Annotated in this window: 11 protein-coding genes; 3 read left to right on the top strand and 8 right to left on the bottom strand. The window is 46.7% G+C overall.

Translation table 11 applies throughout. The features are described from left to right. Positions 1 to 2 precede the first annotated feature (2 nt). A complete protein-coding gene (locus ACOGW3_RS20405; RefSeq protein WP_419904634.1) occupies positions 3 to 659 on the bottom strand; it encodes a restriction endonuclease subunit S in 657 nt (218 codons plus the stop codon). Between the two features lie 106 nt (positions 660 to 765). On the opposite strand from ACOGW3_RS20405, the gene ACOGW3_RS20400 reads away from it, so the two are divergent. From ACOGW3_RS20400 to ACOGW3_RS20390, 3 genes are read left to right on the top strand one after another with little or no spacing between them, the layout of a single operon-like run. Further along, a complete protein-coding gene (locus ACOGW3_RS20400) occupies positions 766 to 1,350 on the top strand; it encodes a hypothetical protein (RefSeq protein ID WP_419904633.1) in 585 nt (194 codons plus the stop codon). A 21-nt stretch (positions 1,351 to 1,371) separates the two neighbouring features. Next, complete coding sequence (locus tag ACOGW3_RS20395; RefSeq protein WP_419904632.1) at positions 1,372 to 4,110, top strand: TM0106 family RecB-like putative nuclease; 2,739 nt, start codon at positions 1,372 to 1,374, stop codon at positions 4,108 to 4,110. Then, positions 4,110 to 5,858, top strand: a complete 1,749-nt coding sequence (locus ACOGW3_RS20390) for a VRR-NUC domain-containing protein (protein WP_419904631.1) — start codon at positions 4,110 to 4,112, stop codon at positions 5,856 to 5,858. Before ACOGW3_RS20395 ends, ACOGW3_RS20390 begins: the two co-directional genes overlap by 1 nt. A gap of 507 nt (positions 5,859 to 6,365) precedes the next feature. On the opposite strand, the gene ACOGW3_RS20385 is transcribed toward ACOGW3_RS20390, so the two are convergent. The 7 genes from ACOGW3_RS20385 to ACOGW3_RS20355 form a co-directional block, all read right to left on the bottom strand. Next, entirely contained in the window at positions 6,366 to 7,598 is a 1,233-nt protein-coding gene (locus tag ACOGW3_RS20385) for an ISL3 family transposase (protein ID WP_419901077.1), read from the bottom strand. A 589-nt stretch (positions 7,599 to 8,187) separates the two neighbouring features. Further along, positions 8,188 to 8,931: a hypothetical protein gene (locus ACOGW3_RS20380; protein WP_419904630.1), complete on the bottom strand. Its 744-nt coding sequence runs from the start codon at positions 8,929 to 8,931 to the stop codon at positions 8,188 to 8,190. Between the two features lie 472 nt (positions 8,932 to 9,403). Further along, positions 9,404 to 12,040: a TRAP transporter permease gene (locus ACOGW3_RS20375; protein WP_419904629.1), complete on the bottom strand. Its 2,637-nt coding sequence runs from the start codon at positions 12,038 to 12,040 to the stop codon at positions 9,404 to 9,406. Between the two features lie 129 nt (positions 12,041 to 12,169). Further along, positions 12,170 to 13,156 (bottom strand): TAXI family TRAP transporter solute-binding subunit, encoded by a 987-nt coding sequence (locus ACOGW3_RS20370; protein ID WP_419904628.1) that lies wholly within the window; start codon positions 13,154 to 13,156, stop codon positions 12,170 to 12,172. Positions 13,157 to 13,245: 89 nt separating this feature from the next. Next, entirely contained in the window at positions 13,246 to 13,716 is a 471-nt protein-coding gene (locus ACOGW3_RS20365; protein WP_419904627.1) for a RidA family protein, read from the bottom strand. Between the two features lie 13 nt (positions 13,717 to 13,729). Further along, positions 13,730 to 14,785: a D-cysteine desulfhydrase gene (locus ACOGW3_RS20360; RefSeq protein WP_419904626.1), complete on the bottom strand. Its 1,056-nt coding sequence runs from the start codon at positions 14,783 to 14,785 to the stop codon at positions 13,730 to 13,732. Positions 14,786 to 14,822: 37 nt separating this feature from the next. Beyond that, a complete protein-coding gene (locus tag ACOGW3_RS20355; protein ID WP_419904625.1) occupies positions 14,823 to 15,566 on the bottom strand; it encodes a sulfite exporter TauE/SafE family protein in 744 nt (247 codons plus the stop codon). Positions 15,567 to 15,574: the final 8 nt, after the last annotated feature.

Raw genomic sequence — 15,574 nt, 5'->3', positions numbered from 1 at the left:
TATTAATTCCTTGCTCTTGACTGAGTTTGACCCGGAGTAGATGTTGCCGCATCGAAGCCGGGTTTTTTATTACTCGCGGTTTGGCGAGATTCTGATGCCATCTGCATCAAAATTCCTTGGGTGTAGATCGCTTTGCGATTTTTAATCTCCTCTAAGAGTTGCTGCTCTCGCATGGAGAGACTGAAAAACTCCGCCACTTTTTTTTGCTGTTCTAATGAAGGCAGATTGACTTCCAAATCTTCCAAGCCCTGCTTGCTAACCATTTTAACCATGGTGCCTTTTGATCTAGACGCAAGGTAAGACTGTGAAGAAGGCTGGTTGATCCACCAAAGCAAAAACTCTGGCACAACCTTTTTTATATCTGGTCGCACACGGAATAATGGAGCAGCCACGATTGTGTTCTCCACGTCCTCATCCAGTAGCGCAGCAGTGTTTGTCTGACCGCGAGAGCGGAAAATAATATCCCCTAGCTTGGCAAGCTGATTCGGCTTAGGCTTGGTGTGGTCGATGTGAATGCTTTCGCTCAGGTGCACGAAGTTGTCGTCACCAAGGTCTTTCATTTGAATGACCCTAACATCGCCGCCCTTGGATGCCTCAATACGTGTGCGAAACGTCACTCCCGAGGAAACCGTTGCTATATCTTTTAACTTCAAAATCATCTCGACAAAACTCTGTAATTCGATTACTGTTAAAATCAATGTATCGCGGAATGTTCTGCGTGTCAACTATAAAAATACAGTAATGGCGTTTTTGTAAAAAATAAATATGCAGCAATACGGTAACGATCAGATTCTCTACTCCCCATCGGACTTGGTCACCTTTTTGGGGTGTCACCATGCGAGCTTTCTTGATGTGAAGGCTTTGAGCGAGGATATGGATAAGGCTGAGGCCAGCACCACAGGTCAGCTGCTGCAGCAAAAAGGCTTGGAGCATGAGGCGGCTTACCTTCAACAGCTCAAAGACGAAGGTAAGTCTGTTGTCGAAATCCCTAAAGACCGCAATCTGCAAGATCGCGCCCAGCTCACACTGGAGGCCATGCAGTCCGGTGCGGATGTGATTTATCAGGCCGTGTTCTTTGCGCCTCCTTGGCGGGGTGATGCTGATTTTCTGATCAAGTGCGATACACCGTCCGACTTGGGTGATTTTAGCTATGAGGTGCTGGACACCAAACTGGCACGAACAGCTGAGCCCAAGCATATCATGCAGCTTTGTGTCTATTCTGAGCTGCTGACTGACCTTCAGGGGCTGCGCCCGGCTGATATGCATCTGTTTCTGGGCGACCATGAAAAACACAGCTTTCGCGTGGCTGACTTCTTTTATTACTACACCCGCGCTAAAGGCCGCTTTTAAACCTATCTGCAAAGCCTGCCTATGAATTCATATCCTGAACCTTGTGGCCATTGCAATTTCTGTCCATGGCGCGAGGGCTGCAAAGCGCAGTGGGAACAAGATGACCATTTAAGCCTTGTGGCTAACATTCAGCGCTCACAAATGGACAAGCTACGTAAAGCTGGCATCCGTACCGTTGCGGAGCTTGCCGCCACAACGCCCGACACAAAAATTCCTGATCTGAGCTGTGATGTGTTTTTGCGTTTGCGCTCACAAGCCGTTTTGCAACATCACAAAGCCACCACGGGTGAGAATAAATGCGAGATCATTTCATTCCCGCCGGGCAAGGGATTCACCCGAATGCCTGTGCCGGATGACGGTGACCTGTTCTTTGATATGGAAGGCGATCCGCTTTATCCAAATGGCTTGGAATATCTGTTTGGGGTGTATTATTTCAAAGATGGTAAGGAGTTGTTCCTTCCGTTCTGGGCGCATGATCACGAAGAAGAAAAAGAGACCTTCAAACGCTTTATGGGCTTTTTGGCTGAGCATCTGGCTGAACACCCACATGCCCATATTTATCACTACAACCATTATGAAACCACAGCCCTGAAACGCTTGGCTTGCCGTTATGCTGTGTGTGAGGAGCAGTTGGATAATCTGCTCCGCAATCAGAAATTCATTGATCTGTATCTGGTGGTGCGTGAGAGCATCCGCACCTCTGAACCCGGCTATTCCATTAAGAACATGGAAGCCTTCTATATGGACAAGCGAGCCAATGCGGTGGCAACCGCAGCCGATAGCATCATCGTTTACAATGAGTGGCGCGAAACGGGCGCGAATGAATTGCTGCAGGAGATTTCTGATTATAACGAGGTAGATTGTGTCTCCACACATTTGCTGCGCGATTGGCTGCTGACGCTTAAGCCAGAAGATGCGCCGTGGTTTAAGGGCCTGCCTGAATATGCCGAGGAAGAAGAGCTACAGCGAAAGGATTGGGAAATCGAATATGAGGATTACCAAACCCGCCTTGGTGTCATCGAGGACAATCCACCACCGATCAATGAGCGGCTTTCACATCTGCTGGAGTTTCATAACCGGGAAGCCAAACCACAATGGTGGAGCAGCTTTGAAAGGCAGAATAAGTTTGAAGATGAGCTGATTGACGATACGGAGTGCCTTGGTGGCCTGCAGCAAGTTGGCAGTCCCGAGCCTGAAAAGCGCTCTCTGATTTACAGCTACCGCTTCCCATCACAAGAATACAAGCTGAAGGTTGGCGCACAGGCAGTTGACATCGCCGTCATGGAAAATGCAGGCACGATTGTTGAGATTGATGAGGATGCCTGCATCGTCAAAATCAAGCGCGGGGCCAGCAAAGACCCATTACCGGAAAGCCTGTCTATTGGCCCGCCGGGACCGATTGATAGTAAGATCATCCGCTCTGCTATTTATCGCTATGCCGACCATGTGTTGGAAGCACCGGATGGCACCCATGCCGCAACCGAACTGTTGGCACGTAATGTTCCGCGCATTGAGGGCAAGCAGCCGGGCGAAGCAGTCATCACATCTGATGATCTGCAAGGCGATGCACTGGAAGCCATTGCCGCGCTAAAAAACAGCTATCTCTTTATCCAAGGCCCTCCGGGCGCAGGTAAAACCTATACCAGCAGCCATATCATTGTGGACCTAATCAAGCGCGGCAAGAAAATTGGAGTAACCTCCAACTCCCATAAAGCCATTCATAACTTGCTTGAAAAAGTGGAGAGCGTTGCCGCTGAAAAAGGCGGGAACTTCCACGGCATCAAAAAAGCCAGCGGCGGGAACGCGGAAACCATCTTTGACGGGCAATTCATCCGCTCAGAAACCAAGACCGAGAATATGAGTCTTGGCGCTGATCTATTCGCTGGCACCGCATGGACATTTGCCAGCCCGCATTTTGATGGTCAGCTGGATTACCTGTTCATTGATGAGGCCGGGCAAGTTGCCACGGCCAATGTGGTCGCTATGGCCACGGCGACCAAGAACATCATTCTGATCGGCGATCAGATGCAGCTTGGGCAACCTATTCAAGGTACCCACCCGGGAGAAGCAGGACTATCAGTGCTGGAGTTCTTGCTGGGCGATCATTCCACCATCCCAGCAGAGCGCGGCATCTTCCTTGGTCAGACACGCCGCATGCGCCCGAGCATCTGCCAGTTTATATCTGATGCATTTTATGATGGCCGCCTGACAGCCCATGAAAGCACCGCCGAGCGCAGCCTGAATCTTCAAGGCGTTAATCTGCCCAATGAAGGGATTGTCATGATCCCTGCAGCGCATGAAGGCTGTTCGCAAAAGAGCATCGAGGAAGGCGAAATCATCAAAGCCAAATATGATGCCTTGCTCGGCCAAGAATTTACAGACCGTGATGGCACAACACGCCCGATAACCGAGGACGATATTTTGGTGGTCACGCCATACAATGTGCAGGTCAATTACTTGCGCTCCATCCTTCCAGATAATGCCAAGGTCGGCACCGTTGATAAGTTCCAAGGACAAGAAGCGCCCATCGTGCTGATTTCCATGGTGACATCAAGCGCCGAAGACCTGCCGCGCAATATTGAGTTTCTCTACAGCAAGAACCGTTTGAATGTTGCCATCTCTCGTGCACAGTGTCTGGCGGTGGTGGTCGCCAATCCCAAACTGCTGGAAATCCCATGCGGCACTGTGGAGCAGATGAAACTGGTCAATACATTCTGCTGGCTGGATGAGTATGCGAATAAAAACAGAGAGGTTTGCTGATGTGGTATGTAATCATCGGCGGTATTATTCTATGGGTAATCTACCGCTACAATAAGAAGAAACAATCTGCACCTGCACTAACTGTTTCAATGCATGTTGATAACAGCGGCTGGGAAGAGGCAAAAAAGCAAAAGGCAAGTTCATTAAAGACGCTCAAGAAGTCATTCAAGCCTGCGCCAGACAATGAAACAGCGCTGGCAGACACATTATCGACCCTAGCCGCATTCCATGAAAATCATGGTCAATCCTTAAGCGAGATAGAGGTTTCGGTAAAATCCCTCAATCTTCCAGACGACTTAATCAAGCTAGAAACAGCACTCAGAAAAGAAATCAATCGTTTTTACAAGCAAAGAGATGACCTGAAATCAAAGGCCGTAGCCATACAGTTGTCTTATCAACATGCACAATTGCAACTGCAGAACCCAGAGCATGAGTGGAAAAACTTTGCTGGATTACAAAAGCTTCAATCTAACTGGAAGGCTGAAGAGTATTTTAACGGTCTACTGATCCTCATGACAGCATTCAAAGGCACGTTTCCGAATTCATCCAATGCTGAGAAATTATCATCTGACATTGAACGAATGTTTGAATTGTGGAACTCGCAAAATATAGCCCGGGAGAATTTTGAATCTCAAGTTAAAGCATACGACACTGTAAAGACCGCTTCTGATAAGCATTTCGTTATTCTGAGCATAATTGAATATTTGGACCGACGTTATAAATTCAACCCATCCTTCAAAGATGAGCTTATTGGCTGGTGTCTAAAGGACATTGATCTCTATGAAGATTTCTTGAAATCATTTCATGAGCACGATCTATTTACCACTGCACAGCAGATGGACTTCTATGACAATCCCGGCTTGAAAGAGAAGAAACTTGCGACCATCAGCTTTGACCGAGTCAAGAAACTTAAAAACTATATGGTGCCAAGGCTAAACTCATATGATGTTTTGAGTTCAATATATGAAGCAGATGGAAATACCGAGAAACTTCAATGGCTACAAAATACTGGCGTTAAGATCGGATATATTGATGGCGTAGCCATAGAGCCACCAGAAGAAAAAGCGGCATTCGATCACAAAGCCATCACCCAAGAAATTGAAGTCTCTAAATCTGGGCAAAAAGGTAAACTGGCATTTCTTGATTCAAAGGGCGAAGCGTGCTCAACCGAGTCCGCTTTTAAAGATCACGCTGAACAACAAGGCTGGCATGTGATGCGTGCAGAGGTGTCTTTTTGGCAAGCTATGTTCTGCCTAACATTCTGGGATGAAGTATTTGAAGGAATGGGAGAACCGTCACAGGGACAAGATATCCCGCATGACCTTTTTAGAGGCGATGACTTTTATCTTAACAGGCAGAAAGTCATAGATAGCCGTTATGAGCAGATTAAGTCGATTAATCTTTCTGAATTCATAAACCAACAAATCAATAGATCTGAAGGAACTTGGACTCGCCTTATTTATAATGGCGATCAGGATATGTTGGCATATGCAAAGTCTAAAATTGTGCAGGATTTCCTCCAAAAAATTGATCCTGAAATCTTCGCCAAAATTGTTTACAGGATTGCTCAAAACCCGAACGAAAACCGCTCCGGCGTATCAGACTTCATCATCTGGAACGATGACGAACTGAAAATGGTCGAGGTCAAGAAGGTTCGGGAGCAAGTCAGGGAATCCCAGCTGAATTGGCTTTCATGGATGATTGACGAAAACATCCCTGTAGAGATTGTTCGCGTAAAAGCAGTGTAATCCGTTTCCAATGAATCCCAAACAGGGATTCGAACGCACGATTAGTACGGTACTTTCGCCACTGTAATTGAAGTCATACCAAGAGCGGAAATCAAACCCACACAAGGTGTTGCAACATAAAACTTGCTTTCTATTGTTTTCAGGACGATTATTTGTTGCAATACAATGGTGAGTGTAGAGGATTCGAACCCAAAGGGGTTCAATACACCGCCATTTTTTTATAATGGCAAAAACCCTTCAGATACGATGTATTACTACATGGCGGGAATTTTCTTCCATACATGTACTTTAATTACACTTAAACAAATCTAATCCTAGTCGCAGTAAGATTTAAATTACACGATCCCCAATTATGTTTAACTTTCTTCCTCACCAACTTCTTCAATAACCGTTCCAAAAGTTACACTAGGTTCTCCTCCGACTTGTTGTCGGATGGACAAGGTAAGAGGCTTTTCGGTTTGTAAAATATGATGAATATTTGGCACTTCTCCGCTTTGTTGAGTAGATTTAGGATTTCAAATAGAGCATAGATTGATTATCTGGAATGGATGATTGTCTAATTTTGAGTTTGAAGTATTCGGTATCCTTGATGCCTCTGGCTCGCTTACGGATCATTCCTATACTGACATTACCAGCCTCTATCCTGGCGCTTGTGAGCTTGTGTTTGGCGTAGTTGCAGATGCCCACACAATGTTTCCGTAGGGATTTCGCGAACTTTTTTAGATAGAGCATCTGTGACTGATCTGCTATCAGGCACCAACGTTCCAGTTGCTCCGCCATCGCCTCAAATGAAGCGGCACTCCACAGCAGCTGAAGCTGTTCTTTCAAGACGTAAAGTGCATTCAGGTTGCTATTGCTCTCCAGCAACCTTTGCAGCTTGTCACTTTGTTTTTCACTCAACTTATCCGCATTTTTGAGCAACAGATAATGTGTCCCTTTCATCAACTCTTTACCACTTGGATCGGCCTTTCTGAACTCAAGTCGACGCTGATTATGGATAGCTTTGCTGTAGTTTTTCATGACGTGGAAACGGTCAAATACTATGTCGGCCAACGGCAAGGACTCTCTGACAGCCTTTTGGTAGGCAGGCCCCATATCCATCGCTACGGCCTTTATTTTGCAGGCTGTATCTGGTTGCAGTTGTTTCAAAAACCTTGAAAAAACCTCGGCAGTTCGGCCTGCTTCAACCCAGATCAGATGACCGCCAACCATATCGTAGACCACCGTCATGTAGTCATGACCTTTCGCCCGGGCAACTTCATCTACACCAATATATTCCAAGCCAGTTAGCTCTGCAGGATCAAGCGTAGGGAGAGTTTCAATAAGGTATGCCCTGTCGATATTCTTGACCGTTTCCCATCGTATATCCAAATGTCTGGAAACCGCTTGAATAGACATATGCCGACATAATCCACTGATCAGTCGGCAAAATCGGTGAGTGAAACGGCACCCTTTATCAACAAAATCACACCCCTCAATGCGGCGTTCGCCCTTGTTAATATAAACCTGCGCCAGCTCAATCTCGACCACACAAGGATACCCAAAAAGGGGGATGTCGTTTACTTGTCGGCGGACATGCTGGTTGATGCTTCCCTTCTGGCCTGTAGCAGGGTCTATAGCCCTCCTACGCGCGTCTCGGCTGCAGTGAATGACAATCTTAACACCGCCGTCATCCAGTTTAATTTCATTTACACGTTGCCCTTTGAGGCCTAAAATATGCTGCGAGATGTTGATTGTCATATACCTGCTCTATGTAAAGTTATCAGAAACCATACATATCAACAGGTTACTTGGCGGTCGGCATCTTTTTCTACTCAACAAAGCGGAGAAGAGCCGAATATTTTGAAACATATTCATGGGATAGCCGAGTAATGCTGTATGGTTACCATCCTGCTCTTGGTAGATTACAATATTATCCTTTGAACTATCGTAATTTTCTTCATTAAAAAAAGCCATCACCGCCTTTTTTTGCCCGCTAGAAGAGTAGCAATATATTCTGATGTCAGCATTACTGGGTTTTGCGACTTCAACTTTATAGTTGTCTATTATTGCTTTTTTTCTAATAAGCCACGCCATGTTTGCTTCCCTTTTCCCTTTTAAATGAGTACCCAATATTTACAAATTGAATGCTTAAGTTGTATTTAATCTTAAGGGCAATACAAATTCAAGGTCTTGAGACCGCGCTTAATGTGAGAAACTTACCGTTGGTCGTGAGGATGAAATCTTTCAGCCAATGCAGGTCCAGCTTTTCATTGCCAGGTGTATTCGGGATTATAATTTGATGATTGTGAAGGGTATTCATTAAGCAGGTTACGATGGCGATCTTTGCTTATTCATCCGTTAAGACGCCCAGTCCATCTAATAGGTTCTCTGAAATGGCGGTGCGTAAGAACCGGGGAGCATCCTTATCTTCATTGCGGTAGCTGGCATAGAGACTAATAGCGGTAAGCGTTTCTTTATCTAGAATGCCATTGGGATCTTGAGATGAAAATTTCATATCTTTCAGTTGTGTTTGTAATTTTCTGATTTGTTCCTGGCTCAGAGGTTTTTCCAAGATCAAATATTGAGAGCTATTAGACCAAGGCATGATAAGGATTTGGTCATCGACTTGGTGCAGCTGGGTAAGCACGTCCTCACCACAGATCACATCGTAAGGTTGATGAATGCGTTGCTCACCCCGAAAGCTTGGATTGCTTAGGGGGGAGATGTTGAGGTCGGCCAGGTTTGGGTCTTCAAGAAATACGAATGATACGCTCTTTGCCTGGATGCGCCCTGTTTCACAAGTCATTCCCTCCATGTGAAAGCCATCCTCATCAATTTCCAAATAGGTGCCTATGAGCGTGTCTCCTTCCGCTATTGACAGGGTGCTGGCAGTAGAGCTATCTGTCCTCATGCTCACAACTTGGTAACGTCCATTGAGGCTTTGCGGATGGTCAAAACTTTGGGGTTCTTCCGCACAAGCCGGGTTTAGCATAAACACTAGGATGTACACGATTAAAGCAGATATGCTTCGCAAAGGTATGTGGAAAGGTATGCTCATCATTGTCGCATCTTCTTTTGCAAGTTCGTACAATTATTGATCCGCTGCTCTCGATGTCGCGTAATAATCATTCGCTTCAGCTCGTGTCATAGATGCCAGAGCACGATCCTTCTTAAAATTAGCTATTCCTGCCTGATCAAAAGCTAAACCCCACATATGGTAAAACTATGACATAATGCTAAAAGAATACTAGGTTTCAGGTGCCACGGATACAGTGACAAGGACCTCAGTTGTTGGGACCCGCCGCTTGAAAGGGATCCCTTCAATAGTAAGGGGGGGAGGAAAATAGGTATCACAGACTGTTATAGAAAGAGTATTTAGGGCATCCGGATCTAGCCATTTTTAGCCGAGGGAGCTAATTATTCTTTACTTAGAATTACAATGGGGAGATTTTTTTAATCTTGTTTTATTTCTCTTCGGCAAAAGTTTTCCTTTCAAGATAACAATAAAGCCACTCATGTTAATCAAGAGTGGCTTTATTGTTATAAGGTAATTGGGAGCTTCTTTAGCTGACAGCAGGGATGCTATGAGCCCCGTTATCTTGTCCTCGCTTCCTTCTGCGTTGAAGCATTATAATAAACAAGATCAACCCGAGTGCTGGGATGTAGATCAGTTGTTTTGGCGGTTGGTCATTTGGAACTTCCATACTTTCGATCAACTGGAAGGCATCCAGTCCTGCTTGTGCTGCCGGGCTACCAATCTCTACAACGTCAACTTCAAGCCCTTGATCGGTGTGGAAAAACTGAAGTCCGGACTTTTCCAAACGGCTGTCTACGCTATCCCCTTGCGGCAGTTTGATAACAGCCATGAATTGGCGGGGATCGCCGACATCGTCTTCACCCAAAACGCGCAATCTTATCGTAGTATCAGGTTCAATGGTTTCTAATGTCGCCATGATTTGTGTGGCGGGGACCTGATTGTAGTGATCGACAACCTGATCGACCCAAAATCCTGGGCGCAGCAGACTGAAAGCGGCAAGTAATAACAAGGTTGATTCAAGTTTGTTTGAGTGAGTGATAAAGAAGCCTTGGGTCCCGGCGGTAAAAGCCAGCATCGCAATTGTGGCTATGATGAAGATAGATATGCCCTCTAGCCATCCCACATCAATCAATAACAAGTCGGTATTGTAGATGAAGATAAAAGGGAGGATTGCCGTCCGCATGGAATAAGCAAAGGCAATAATGCCGGTCTTGATGGGATTACCCCCGGATATTGCCGCCGCGGCAAAGGACGCGAGGCCAACTGGTGGCGTTACATCTGCCATCAAGCCGTAATAGAACACGAAAAGGTGCACCGAGATCAAAGGTACGATTAGGCCGTTCTGGGCACCCAATTCAACGATGACATTGGCCAATAGAGACGAGACGACAATGTAATTTGCCGTCGTTGGCAAACCCATGCCGAGGATGAGGCAAAGAAAGGCAACAAGGATTAACATTAGAGCCAAATTGCCAAAGGAAAGGACTTCGACCACATCAGCCAAGACAGAACCGATGCTGGTTTGCGAAACCGCACCGACAATGATACCGGCTGTGGCGGTGGCAATGGAAATACTTGCCATATTACGAGCGCCGGTAATGAGCCCGTCTCTTAAATCCAGGATCCCTGCTATTAGTTCGGGAATTACGTTCTGATGTTCCCGGAAATAGGCATCGAGGGGCCGATGAGTAACAATGATAAAGATGAGTAGAGTTGAGCCCCAAAAAGCGCTTAGTCCAGGTGATAACCGCTCGACCATTAGACACCAAATCAAAACGATGACCGGCAGCAAAAAGTGAAGGCCAGCTTTGAATATCGGCCCAGGTGCAGGAAGCTCATCAATCGGTTTGTTGGGATCATCCATTTCAATTTTTGGGAAAAAGGTACTGTAGCGCACAAGCAAGACATAAGTAATTGAGATTAACCCTGCGATGATCCAGCCGCTGTAGTCGCCAGCCATGGGTTTGATCCAACCCATACCGTAATAAACGGCTACAGCCATGCCGGAGAAACCAAGAAAACCGAGCAGAAATCCTGATATTTTACGGATAAAACTCTGGCTATTGGGGCGACGGGGAAGCCCGTTCATGTTGTGCTTTAGGGCCTCGAGATGAACGATATAAACCAAAGCGATATAGGAAATCAGGGCGGGCAAAAAGGCGTGCGTGATGACTTCGATATAACTGACACCGACATATTCGACCATCAAGAAAGCGGCTGCGCCCATCACGGGGGGCATGATTTGACCGTTCACGGATGAGGCGACTTCGACGGCGCCAGCTTTTTCAGCGGAAAACCCAACCCGTTTCATCATTGGCATGGTGAAGGTGCCTGTGGTCACGACATTGGCAATTGAGGACCCTGAAATGACGCCAGTAAGGCCTGAAGCTACAACGGCTGCCTTGGCGGGGCCGCCTTTGTAATGACCCAGTAGAGAAAATGCGAGTTTGATAAAGTAGTTACCTGCACCTGCTTTTTCCAACAAGGCGCCAAAAAGTACAAACAAGAAAACGAAGTCGGTCGAAACCCCGAGGGCAACACCGAATACACCCTCTGTTGTTACCCATTGATGATTGACCACCTGGGACAGGGAGTAACCTTTGTGTTCGATCAGTTCAGGCATGTAATTGCCATAAAAACTATAGAGCAGGAACAACACGGCGATTACGACCAACGCGGGGCCTAAGCTGCGCCGCGCAGCTTCGAGCAACAATGGCACACCAATACAGGCAACAACGATGTCTTGAGTGGATGGTGCCCCGACCCGTTCAGAAATGGCTTCATAGTCGAGGAAATAATAGGCGGCACAAAAGGCAGCAACAGCAGCTACGATCCAATCAGTTACTGGCACATAGGAACGTGGTGATTTGATCGACCGTGGAAAGCTCAGGAATACCAGAAATATGGCAAAGGCTAAATGGATTGAACGGGTTTGGTTTCCGTTAAAGCGGAGCCAGTCAATATCAACCATATAGGGAAGGGGCGAGGCGATCCATATTTGAAACAGAGACCAAGTAAGGGCCGTTCCCAGGATTACTTTCTGCGTGATCCCAAAAGGTTTTCGCCCTCCTGTATCTGCTGAAACTGCGATGTCATCAACATCGACCCCGACACCTACATCACTCTCGATACTGACAGGTGCATTCTTTACCTGATCATCCATTTTAAACTCCCAGAATTCCGACCGTTAACGCGCAGGCATCGGAAGGAAATTGCCATATTGAAAAAGTTTCTCCCGCCATCGGTAAGTTGAACAAACCAGTGGCGGGAGAAGCAATCAGTCGTCTGTTTCTTACAACCAACCGCGTTCTTTGTAATAACGAACCGCACCATCATGTAGAGGTGCAGACAGAGCATTTTTAATCATGTCTTCTGGCTTTAGATTGGCGAAAGCTGGGTGCAAACGTTTGAAACGATCGAAATTTTCAAATACGGCTTTTACCAGGTGATAAATGGTGTCACTTGATACTTTGTCGGAAGATACGAAGGTCGCGCCTACACCAAAGGTATCGATTGCCTTGTCTGTACCTTGGTACATACCGCCAGGAATTTGCGCGGTGGAATAATAGGCATTAGCCTCAACCAAGCCGTCCACATATTCGCCGGTTACGGGAACAAGGCGAACGTCACAGCTGGTGGCAGCTTCTTTAATATTAGCTACTGGATGGCCCGCGGTATGAACCAGGGCATCAATCTTGTTGTCACAGAGAGCTTGAGAATGTTCACTGGATTTTAATTCAGAGGCCAGTTGAAAACTTTTCTTATCCCATCCTTTCAGGTCCATCAATACTTCCATGGTACCGCGCTGGCCAGAACCGGGATTGCCGATATTCACACGTTTATCAACCAATTGGTCAAAGTGTGTAATACCTGAATCAGATCTTACAACAACGGTAAAAGGTTCTGGGTGAACAGAGAAAACCGCACGTAAAGATTTATTCGGACCCGCCTTGGTGAATTTGGAAGTACCGTAATAGGCGTGATATTGCCAGTCGGATTGGGCAACGCCCATATCCTGACCACCATCCCGTATAGAGTTCAAGTTGGCAATGGAGCCTCCAGTGGAGGGCGCTGAACAGCGCAGACCGTGTTCTTTGCTGGTACGGTTGACCATTTTACAGATGGATTGACCGACAACATAATAAACGCCAGTTTGACCGCCGGTACCGATAGATACGTGAGTTTTTGTTTGAGCAAAGGCCTGGGTGCTAAGTCCCGATGCCATAAATCCGGCCACAGCCAAAGCAAGGAATTTAGGGTTATTTGATAACTTCAACATTAAAACACTCCCATAGATTATTGTTATTTTTGATTGTTTGCCTCTAAAAAGGATGTCCCGGGGTGAGGCTTATTCCGGGAGCAAAAGAATTAATCTTCCAGTTCGAAGATGGCATCGACTTCAACGGATACACCAAATGGCAGAGATGAAGATCCAACCGCTGCACGGGCGTGTTTACCCTTATCGCCAAATATCTCGCACATGAGATCCGAGGCGCCGTTTATCACCAAGGCATGGTCAGTAAAGCCCGCTGCTGAGTTCACAAATCCGCCAAGGCGAACCACACGTTTAATTTTTTCCAGATCTCCATCGCAGGCAGATTTCACTTGTGCGATAAGGTTCAACACGCATTGGCGAGCAGCTGCTTGTGCTTCTTCTATAGAAACATCGGTGCCGACTTGCCCCTTGCAAATGATTTCGCCGTTTGCCATTGGCAGTTGACCTGACACAAAAACCAGATTTCCGGTGCAGACATAGGGGACGTAGTTGGCAACGGGGGCCGTTGCTTCTGGTAAATCGATGGCTAAAGTCTTCAACCGTGCTTCAATCGTCGTTGTCATTATTTTTTCCTGATTAACTTGCCAAAAGGGTGGCTTGGGATTGCGTGTCACCGAACATCCCCTGGAGTAATTCGGGGTAGCCGAATAGGGTTGGGGTGCCGCCAGTGTGCAAAAACACGATGTTCTGTTTTTGATTGAAATGGCCGCTGGTGACCAAATGGATAAGCCCTGCCATGGCTTTTCCGGTGTATGTTGGATCCAGAAGCAAACCTTCGCAGGTAGCGCTCAATCGCAATGCTTCCAATAGGTCTTCGTTTAACTGGCCATAACCCGGACGCAGCATTCTGTCATCGGTCCAGACATCGTCTTTCGTGACGACACCGGGACACCCGATCATCTCGGCAACTTCAGATGCTTTGGCTAAAACGCGTTGGGTTTGAGATTCTTGATCGCGCCTGACACAAAAGCCGTAAACAGGGATTTTGCAGCCCAAAGCGCGTAATCCGCTCAATACGCCGGCATGGGTTGTTGCGCTTCCGGTGGGGAGTACGATGCCGTCGATTTTAAGAGATCGCTGTTGAAACTGTAGCAGGAGTTCTTCGGCGCAACGTACATAACCGAGTGAACCATAGGGGACATGATTGTTACTCGACAAGGGGATGACATAAGGATTTCCACCCTCTTTACGAATTTCATCTGCACGGGCATAGAGGGCTTGGTCTGCGCCTTCTTCGTCTTCGCCCACAGGATAATAATGGATTTTCGCGCCCATTAATCTCATGAGGAAAGGATTGCCGGAATCATAATATTCTTGCTGACGGCCATCGACGCGCTTTTCCAGCTGAACTTCAACTTCCAAACCTAACTTTCGCGCGGCAGCAATGGTCAAACGCACATGGTTTGATTGCACGGCGCCAGTTGTCAGCAAAGTGTCAGCCCCTTTGGAGAGGGCATCACCTATATAGTATTCCAATTGCCGTGCTTTATTTCCGCCCATGGCAAGACCGGTACAATCATCCCGTTTCGCCCAAATTCTCGGGCCTTCGAGCTTTTTGCTTAAATTCTCGAGGCTCTCCAACGGGGTTGGCGTGTGAGATAGTTCTACCCTAGGGTATTTGTCGGTTAACATGTTGGTCTCTCTTTATATTCTGGACGCAATAAAAAGGTTACAGGTTGAAAATCATGAACAAGCCGGTCAGCAGCAGGATCAGTAAAACCAGTCCCTTAAAAAGTTGTTGATTGATTTTTGTTGAAAGCAAGTGACCGGCAGCCACACCGATAAGTGCAGATGGTGTTAGCACTCCGGCGGTTACCCAAGTTTGGGTCTCAATGCCGATAAATGCTGTCTGCAACATCAAGGCACCGGCATAGGAAAAGACAAAGAATGTCAGAATGGTGGCGCGGATCTCATTTTTACTGAGGCTTGTTCTTGAGAGATAAAGCATAACCGCTGGGCCTGGCATTGCCATGGCGCTGGCCATTAAACCGGATGCAACACCAACGCCCATTATAGCGCCAGGTCTTTGTCCTGGGTCTTCAGTCGTCAGGCCTGTTTTTTGCTTATTGAGTAAATGCCAACCGTTTTGCAGGCTAATCAAAATGATCAAAACTGCGACAGCCATTTTAATCGCTTCAAGATCGAGTTGGTTATAAGCCAACACACCAATGGGAAATCCGAGTGTACAGCCGATCGACAACCATTTTAATAAATGGGCAGGCGCTAAACCTTTTAGATTTGGCCAGTGAACACATGACATTACCAGGGTAATGATGATCACAATTTGAATTGCAGCCACGGAATCAAGCATGATTAGAAAGGCTGATACTGCGATCAATCCAAATCCGAAACCCGTGGCTGATTGAACGGTTGCGGCTAGAAAAGTGACCAGTAAGAGAAGTGCCCATTCCATGCTGTCGT

This window comes from Kiloniella sp., from assembly GCF_965205715.1.
Taxonomy (GTDB): domain Bacteria; phylum Pseudomonadota; class Alphaproteobacteria; order Kiloniellales; family Kiloniellaceae; genus Kiloniella.
Note: the sequence above shows the minus strand (reverse complement) of the source record. Positions and strands in the feature narration are given on the sequence as shown.

What these genes read in the sequence shown, in the direction of transcription:
- ACOGW3_RS20385 (WP_419901077.1), bottom strand. Translation starts at nt 7,598, where the DNA reads ATGACAATCAACATCTCGCAGCATATTTTAGGCCTCAAAGGGCAACGT.
- ACOGW3_RS20370 (WP_419904628.1), bottom strand. Translation starts at nt 13,156, where the DNA reads ATGTTGAAGTTATCAAATAACCCTAAATTCCTTGCTTTGGCTGTGGCC.
- ACOGW3_RS20390 (WP_419904631.1), top strand. Translation starts at nt 4,110, where the DNA reads ATGTGGTATGTAATCATCGGCGGTATTATTCTATGGGTAATCTACCGC.
- ACOGW3_RS20360 (WP_419904626.1), bottom strand. Translation starts at nt 14,785, where the DNA reads ATGTTAACCGACAAATACCCTAGGGTAGAACTATCTCACACGCCAACC.
- ACOGW3_RS20355 (WP_419904625.1), bottom strand. Translation starts at nt 15,566, where the DNA reads ATGGAATGGGCACTTCTCTTACTGGTCACTTTTCTAGCCGCAACCGTT.
- ACOGW3_RS20400 (WP_419904633.1), top strand. Translation starts at nt 766, where the DNA reads ATGCAGCAATACGGTAACGATCAGATTCTCTACTCCCCATCGGACTTG.
- ACOGW3_RS20395 (WP_419904632.1), top strand. Translation starts at nt 1,372, where the DNA reads ATGAATTCATATCCTGAACCTTGTGGCCATTGCAATTTCTGTCCATGG.
- ACOGW3_RS20365 (WP_419904627.1), bottom strand. Translation starts at nt 13,716, where the DNA reads ATGACAACGACGATTGAAGCACGGTTGAAGACTTTAGCCATCGATTTA.
- ACOGW3_RS20375 (WP_419904629.1), bottom strand. Translation starts at nt 12,040, where the DNA reads ATGGATGATCAGGTAAAGAATGCACCTGTCAGTATCGAGAGTGATGTA.
- ACOGW3_RS20405 (WP_419904634.1), bottom strand. Translation starts at nt 659, where the DNA reads ATGATTTTGAAGTTAAAAGATATAGCAACGGTTTCCTCGGGAGTGACG.